5 protein-coding genes are annotated in these 7,120 nt (G+C 60.5%); 1 reads left to right on the forward strand and 4 read right to left on the reverse strand.

Annotated elements, in window-relative coordinates; translation table 11 throughout:
- Positions 1-12: 12 nt before the first annotated feature.
- From N434_RS12035 to N434_RS12050, 4 genes are all read right to left on the reverse strand, one after another.
- Entirely contained in the window at positions 13-795 is a 783-nt protein-coding gene (locus N434_RS12035) for an amino acid ABC transporter permease (protein ID WP_065117563.1), read from the reverse strand.
- On the reverse strand, positions 792-1,535 hold the full coding sequence (locus N434_RS12040; RefSeq protein ID WP_110757959.1) for an amino acid ABC transporter permease: 744 nt from the start codon (positions 1,533-1,535) through the stop codon (positions 792-794). Before N434_RS12040 ends, N434_RS12035 begins: the two co-directional genes overlap by 4 nt.
- Before the next feature lie 193 nt (positions 1,536-1,728).
- Positions 1,729-2,568 (reverse strand): transporter substrate-binding domain-containing protein, encoded by an 840-nt coding sequence (locus N434_RS12045; RefSeq protein ID WP_065117565.1) that lies wholly within the window; start codon positions 2,566-2,568, stop codon positions 1,729-1,731.
- A gap of 401 nt (positions 2,569-2,969) precedes the next feature.
- A complete protein-coding gene (locus N434_RS12050) occupies positions 2,970-5,258 on the reverse strand; it encodes an NADP-dependent malic enzyme (RefSeq protein ID WP_065117566.1) in 2,289 nt (762 codons plus the stop codon).
- Positions 5,259-5,735: 477 nt separating this feature from the next.
- Between N434_RS12050 and N434_RS12055 the strand changes: the two genes are divergently transcribed.
- A partial coding sequence (locus tag N434_RS12055) for a mannose-1-phosphate guanylyltransferase/mannose-6-phosphate isomerase (protein WP_110757962.1) occupies positions 5,736-7,120 on the forward strand: 1,385 nt, incomplete at its 3' end.

The following is a 7,120-nucleotide window of genomic DNA, read 5'->3' on the forward strand; positions in this document are numbered from 1 at the left end:
GGCTTGTTCCAATCAGCGGGAAGCGAAGCGCCGCTCGAGGCGCTGCGTGAAACGGGAGACGGGATAGCAGAACAGGAAGAACGCCATCAGAACGGTGAGATAGACCACGACGGTGAAATCGTTGCGCTGCACGGCGGTGCTGGCATCTGTCGCGGCGTGCAGCAGTTCATGGACGCCGACCAGCGAGGCGAGCGCCGTGCCCATGGTGATCGACGCGTAAAGGTTCATCCATGGCGGCAGCGAGCGTTTCACGCATTGCGGCAGGATGATCCAGCGCAGCGTCTGATTGCGCGAAAAGCCTAGCCCCTGGGCGGCTTCCCATTGCGCCGTCGGAATGGACTGGATGGCCCCGCGGGTGATTTCGGCGATATGGGCGCTGGCGGGAATGGCAAGCCCGACGACGGCCTTGATCCAGTCCGGGAAGGGGATGTAATTGCCGAAGGCGACGATCTCGAAGGGGAAGATGTAGGTCGCGGCAAAGATCAGCACCAGATGCGGGGCGTTGCGGAAAATCTGCACATAGGTGAGCGCCGGCGCGCGCACGAGGCGGTAGGGCGCGAGCTCCATGATGCCGAGCAGGACGCCGATGAAGGTGCCAATCGCGATCGCCAGAATGCTGATCAGCACATTCATGGCGAAACCCTTGCCGAGATAGGGCAGCCATTCGAGCAGCACCTGTCCGAGCGACGGATCGAGGATCAGCCACAGCACGACGGCGATCAGAACGCCGAGCAGCAAAATGGTGCCGAAAGGCGGCTTCTTTGCCGCCTGTGTTGGAGAAACCACCGCGCTCATTGGCCGAACCCCGGAACCGCAAGACGCCGTTCAAGCCAGAGACCGGCCCTTGCGACGATAAAATTGATGACACTGAAGAAGATGAGGATGACGAGCATCAACTCGACCACATTGTCGCGCTGTGTCCAGATCAGGATCGAGGCATAGGTGATTTCACCGACCGCGATCGCCGAGCCGACCGTGGTGAGCTTCACCAGATTGACGAGATTGTTGATGATCGAGGGCAGGGCAGTGCGGATTGCCAGCGGAAATTCCACGTAACGCAGCACTTCGAAGGAGCTGAAACCGATCGCGCGCGCCGCTTCGATGGTGGTGGCCGGCACCGCTTCGATGCCGCCGCGCAGCGCTTCCGCGTGGAAGGCGGCGATATGCAGGCCGGTGACGGCGACGACCCAGAAGAACGGGGTGAGCGGATTGTTCTGCGCGCCGCCCAATGCATTGGAAATCAGCATGTTGAGCACGAGGAAACCGCACATCAGCTGCACCAGTGTCGGCGTGTTGCGCGTCAGCTCCACATAGGCGCGCACGGGACCGGCGAGCCAGACCTTGCCCGATGTCAGCATGGCGGCGAAAACAAAGCCGAAGACGAGGCTGAGCGGCAAAGTGACGGCGACGAGGATGAGCGTCATCTTCATGCCGTCAAGCCAGATCTGAACCTCGTAGCCGCTGTTCAGAAAATCATAGTTGAGGCCGAGATGCGCGGCGAGTTCAATGAAGCGCGCTGTAAATGAATCCTGCATCGGAAATCCATGCTGTTATTGCGGGTGCCGCCCGGCGGGCGGCGCCAGAATGGCCTGCCTTGTTATAAAGCAGAAAAGAACGGCAGGCGAAACCGGCCGTTCCTGATGGTCAGGGGAAATCACTCCGCTCTTTTGCCGTCGTCCTCACCTGTGATGGGGACGGGCAGATAGCGGAAAAGCCCTGCTCCTGTCCTTATTGGGCGGCAGAAAGCTTCTTCTGCTGTTCTTCCATGTAGCCGATGCTCGGCAGGCGGTTGGCCTTGGCGAATTCGAGCATCTTGCCGGAGGCGTGCAGTTCCTTGACGATCTTGTCGAGTGCGGCCTGGGTATCGCTTTCACCCTTGCGCAGCCAGATCACGGAATCGGAAGGGATGAGGTCGGTGGGGATCAGGATGCCATAATCCTTCCACTCGTCGGCGCGGTCCTGCAGCATCAGGCTCAGCGTGCCGTTGACGTGGACGGAGACATCGCAATTGCCGCCCTTCAGCGCCAGCAGCGATTCCGGCTGGCTCGGCAGGGCCTTTACCTGTGCGCCATATTCCTCGATCAGCGGCTGGGTGTAGTTCGACCCTTGCGAAACGCAGGCGATCTTGCCCTTCAGGTCCGGCCAGTCCTTGATACCACTGTCCTTGCGGCCGATGGCTGCGCCGCCCTGGCGGTCATAGGGGGTGGGCACATAATCGAGGGTTTTGGCGCGCTCTTCCGTGTATTGCATGTTGGCGATCAGAATATCGACCTTGCCCTGCTGCAGGAACTGCACGCGGTTGGGCGGGGTAACGGTTTCGGTGACCAGCTCGACGCCGAGGCCGGCGGCCAGCGCCTTGGCCACATCGATGTTGAGGCCCTTCTGTTCCTGCGTCTTCGGATCGATAAAGCCGAAGGGCGCGCCCGATAGGATCACGCCGACGGTGAGCTTGCCGCGACCCTTGATCCGGTCGAGCGTTGCATCCGCATGGGCGGCGGTGGCCATCGAAGCGATGACGACGGTTCCGGCGATGAGTTTTGCGGCAAATCTGGAGAAAGAGAGGGCCATGGGTATTTCCTTTTGATTGTAGGTGGAAACTACATGAGGCACCCGCCAAGAGCGAGAATTGGCATTGCGCAAAAAATACTATGAATAAAATCGTGTTCCAATAAAGCTTAGAGGGCGAAAAAATATCCTAATAATTTTAAATCGTAGAATCCTGTTCTTTATCCGCGCTGTTTGCATCTGGCCATAAGGCCGCGCGGGGCAATCCGGACGCCGTTTGCCGGCCAAATGGCCAAAGGGAAAACGAGCGAATGCCGCTTGTTTCTTCTCCCCGAGGGGAAGAAGGTCGCGGCAGCGGGATGAGGGGGCTACGGTAGAGATATCCGGAGAGCTTGCCCCCTCATCTGACCCTTCGGGCCATCTTCTCCCCGGCGGGGAGAAGAAGCAAGCGGCACGCCCCGTGCTTATCTCCCGGCGTTATAAGCCGCGATCGCCGCCATGTTGACGATATCGCTGTCCTTGGCACCCATCGAGGTAATCTGCACCGACTTGTCGAGGCCGACGAGAAGCGGGCCGATGACGGTTGCGCCGCCCAGTTCCTGCAGCATCTTGGTGGAGATGGAGGCGGAATGGATGGCCGGCATGACCAGAACGTTGGCCGGGCCGGAAAGCCGGGCGAAGGGATACTGGCTCTGCATGCGGTGATGGTTCAGCGCCACATCGGCCGACATCTCGCCGTCGACCTCGAAATTGACATTGCGCCGGTCGAGGATTTTCACCGCCTCGCGCACCTTGTCGGAACGCTCGCCGGTCGGCTGGCCGAAGGTGGAATAGGCGAGCATGGCGACGCGCGGCTCGTAGCCGAAACGGCGGGCGAGGCCGGCTGCCTCTTCGGCGATATCCGCAAGGTCGTCGGCCGATGGCATGTCATGCACGGCGGTATCGGCGACGAAGACCGTGCGGTTGCGCGAGACAACAAGCGAAACGCCGATGACGCGATGGCCGGGTTTGGTGTTGATGCAGCGGCGGATATCCTCGAGCGCCGTCGAATAATTGCGGGTAACGCCGGTGACCACGGCGTCCGCATCGCCCATCGCCACCATGCAGGCGGCGAAATGGTTGCGGTCATTGTGGATCAGGCGCTGCACGTCACGCAGCAGGAAACCACCGCGCTGCAGCCGCGCATAGAGATAATCGACATAGGCATCGACGCGGCTGGAGAGGCGGGCATTGGTGATCTCGATATTGGCGCGGTCGAGATCGATGCCGGCACGTTCCGCATTGGCCTTGATGATATCGTCGCGGCCGAGCAGGATGGCAGTGCCAAGCCCTTGAGCGGTAAACGAAATCGCCGCGCGCATGACCTGTTCTTCTTCCGCTTCGGCAAAGACCACGCGCTTCGGTGAGCGGCGCACGCGCTCGTAAAGACGCTGCGTCGTCGAGGCCATCGGGTCGCGGCGGGCGGAAAGCTCGCGGGCATAGGCGTCGAGGTCAGGCAGTTCGCGCCGGGCGACGCCGGTTTCGATGGCGGCTTTCGCCACGGCCACCGGAATGGCCGAGATCAGGCGCGGATCGAAGGGAACCGGAATGATATATTGCGGCCCGAAGCGCGGGCGGTTGCCCTGATAGGCTGCTGCGACATCATCAGGCACGTCCTCACGGGCAAGATCGGCCAGCGCCTGCGCGGCGGCGATCTTCATCGCATCGTTGATCTGGCTGGCGCGCACATCGAGCGCGCCGCGGAAGATGTAGGGGAAGCCGAGGACGTTGTTGACCTGGTTCGGATAATCGGAACGGCCGGTCGCCATGATGGCGTCGTCACGGACGCGCGAGACTTCTTCGGGGGTGATTTCCGGGTCCGGATTGGCCATGGCGAAGATGATCGGCTTCGGCGCCATGGAGCGGATCATCTCTTCGCTGAAAGCGCCCTTCTGGGAGAGGCCGAACACCACATCCGCGCCCTTCATGGCTTCCGCCAGCGTGCGATTGTTGGTTTTCACCGCGTGGGCGGATTTCCACTGGTTCATGCCTTCGGTGCGGCCCTGATAGATCACGCCCTTGGTGTCACAGAGCGTGATGTTTTCCGGGTTGAAGCCCATGGCCTTGATGAGGTCCATGCAGGCAATCGCCGCAGCACCCGCGCCGTTACAGACGAGCTTGGTGGTCTTGAAGTCGCGGCCCGTCAGTTCGATGGCGTTGATGAGGCCGGCGGCGGCGATGATGGCGGTGCCGTGCTGGTCGTCATGGAAAACGGGGATGTCCATCAGTTCGCGCAGGCGGCTTTCGATGATGAAACATTCCGGCGCCTTGATGTCTTCCAGATTGATGCCGCCGAAGGAGGGGCCGAGGTAGCGCACGCAATTGATGAATTCATCTGCATCTTCGGTATCGACCTCGAGATCGATGGAATCGACATCGGCGAAACGCTTGAAGAGGACGGATTTGCCCTCCATGACCGGCTTGGAGGCGAGCGCGCCGAGATTGCCAAGCCCGAGGATCGCCGTGCCGTTGGAGATGACGGCGACCATGTTGCCGCGTGTCGTATAATCGTAAGCGGTCGCCGGATTTTCGGCGATGGCTTTCACCGGCACGGCCACGCCAGGCGAATAGGCGAGCGACAGATCCCTCTGCGTCGCCATCGGCTTGGTCGGGGTGATTTCCAATTTCCCGGGTCTGCCTTCCGCGTGGAAATCCAGGGCTTCCTGATCCGTAACCGATGTTCTTGTGCTGGCGGGTTTTGGCGTGTCGGACATGGGCTGAGCGTGCTTTCGTGTCGATAACAGTGTAAAAATATCCGTCGTTGTTATTGTATTTTTCGCGCGCCTGCCAAGCCTTGAATGTTGTTCAGTGCAGCAAATTTAACGCGGGGGAAATTTGCGGCCGTTTCAATCGATTAAGTCGATATTCTCAACCTGGCGCCGGGTTTGTGGGTTCCGGGTGCCACCGTCCGGCCGCGGATGCGGCTTCTTGGGACGCCGAGATTTCCGCGATCCCCGGAGATGTTTTCGCGGCGAATTCTGCGGAACCTCGCAAGCCATCTCGCGTTAGCGAAACGGGTCCCCAGGCAATCGACATGTCCTCCAAATGCCCCGCCGCTCGTTCACCAAGCTTTCACAAGGCGAATTTATGAGCTTGCGCTTGTCCGCCCGTAAACCGATGATGGCGGCATTGGGAAATATGTATATTGTCCGGCGCGCCGGGAAATTTTTTGATGTTGGAAAGGTTTTGTCGTGAAGGAACACACCCGAAAGATCACGCCGGTTCTTCTTGCTGGCGGTGCCGGTTCGCGTCTCTGGCCTGTCTCGCGTGATCAGCTGCCGAAGCAGTTCCAGCCGCTGGTCGGCAATCTTTCGACCTATCAGCAGACGCTGATGCGGGTGGGCGACAAGGGGCTTTATGCCGAGCCGCTCGTCATCACCAACGAGGATTTCCGTTTTTTCGCCCGCCGTCAGGCGGAAGAGATCGGCCTGCCGGCAACGGTGGTGCTTGAACCCGCCCGCCGCGACAGCGCTGCGGCCATGGCGGCTGCCGCCGTGCTGGCGGAGCGTCGCGAGCCGGGATGTCTGGTGCTGGCGCTTGCCGCCGACCATGTGGTGCTCGATGCCGACAAGTTCTCCGACGCCGTGAAACTCGGGGCCAAGGCTGCCGATCAGGGCAATATTGTCGTCTTCGGCCTGGTGCCGAGCGAGCCGCGCACCTCCTATGGCTATATCAAGCCGGGCGAGGCGATCGACGGCGAGGAGGACCTGAGCACGGTCGACGCCTTCGTGGAAAAGCCTGACATGAAGACGGCGATCTCCTATCTGGAAAAGGGCTATCTCTGGAACTCCGGCAACTTCCTGTTCCGCTCCGATGTGATGATCGCCGAACTCAAGGCCTTCGCGCCGGAGATTCTTTCGGCGGTGACGCAGGCGGTCGAGCAATATGAAAGCGACCTCGGTTTTGTGCGTCTGCATCAGGAAAGCTTCGAGGCCTCGCCGAAAAATTCCATCGACTATGCGGTGATCGAAAAAACCAGACGCATGGCGGTGGTGCATGGCCATTTCCGCTGGTCGGATATCGGCAGCTGGGATGCGATCTGGGAGATCGCCGACAAGCGCGGCAATGACAATGCGCTGGAAGGCGATGGCGTCTTCATCGATTCCGAAGGCTGCCTCATTCACTCCACGCAACTGCTGACGACGGTGGTGGGGGCGAAGGATCTGGTGGTGGTGGCCACCAAGGATGCGGTTCTGGTGGTGCCGAAGAACCGGGTGCAGGATGTGAAGGGTCTGGTGGAGACGCTGAAGGACGGCGAACATGCGCCGCGGACGCAGAGCCACAAGCGTGTTTATCGTCCCTGGGGTTATATCGAACACATGTATGTGGACGAACGTTACCGGGTCGGCCACATCACGGTCGATCCCGGCCATCGGATCTCGTTCCAGAAACATTATCATCGCTCGGAACACTGGATCGTGGTCAAGGGCACGGCGACGGTGACGATGGGCGAGGAAACGCGGCTTCTGACGGAAAACCAGTCGGTCTATATCCCGATCGGTCAGCCGCACCGTCTGGCAAACGAGGGCCAGATCCCGCTCGAACTGGTCGAAATCCAGACCGGGGCCTATATCGG

This window comes from Rhizobium sp. UGM030330-04, from assembly GCF_003208455.1.
Taxonomy (GTDB): Bacteria; Pseudomonadota; Alphaproteobacteria; order Rhizobiales; family Rhizobiaceae; genus Agrobacterium; species Agrobacterium rhizogenes_A.

What these genes read in the sequence shown, in the direction of transcription:
- N434_RS12045 (WP_065117565.1), bottom strand. Translation starts at nt 2,568, where the DNA reads ATGGCCCTCTCTTTCTCCAGATTTGCCGCAAAACTCATCGCCGGAACC.
- N434_RS12035 (WP_065117563.1), bottom strand. Translation starts at nt 795, where the DNA reads ATGAGCGCGGTGGTTTCTCCAACACAGGCGGCAAAGAAGCCGCCTTTC.
- N434_RS12040 (WP_110757959.1), bottom strand. Translation starts at nt 1,535, where the DNA reads ATGCAGGATTCATTTACAGCGCGCTTCATTGAACTCGCCGCGCATCTC.
- N434_RS12050 (WP_065117566.1), bottom strand. Translation starts at nt 5,258, where the DNA reads ATGTCCGACACGCCAAAACCCGCCAGCACAAGAACATCGGTTACGGAT.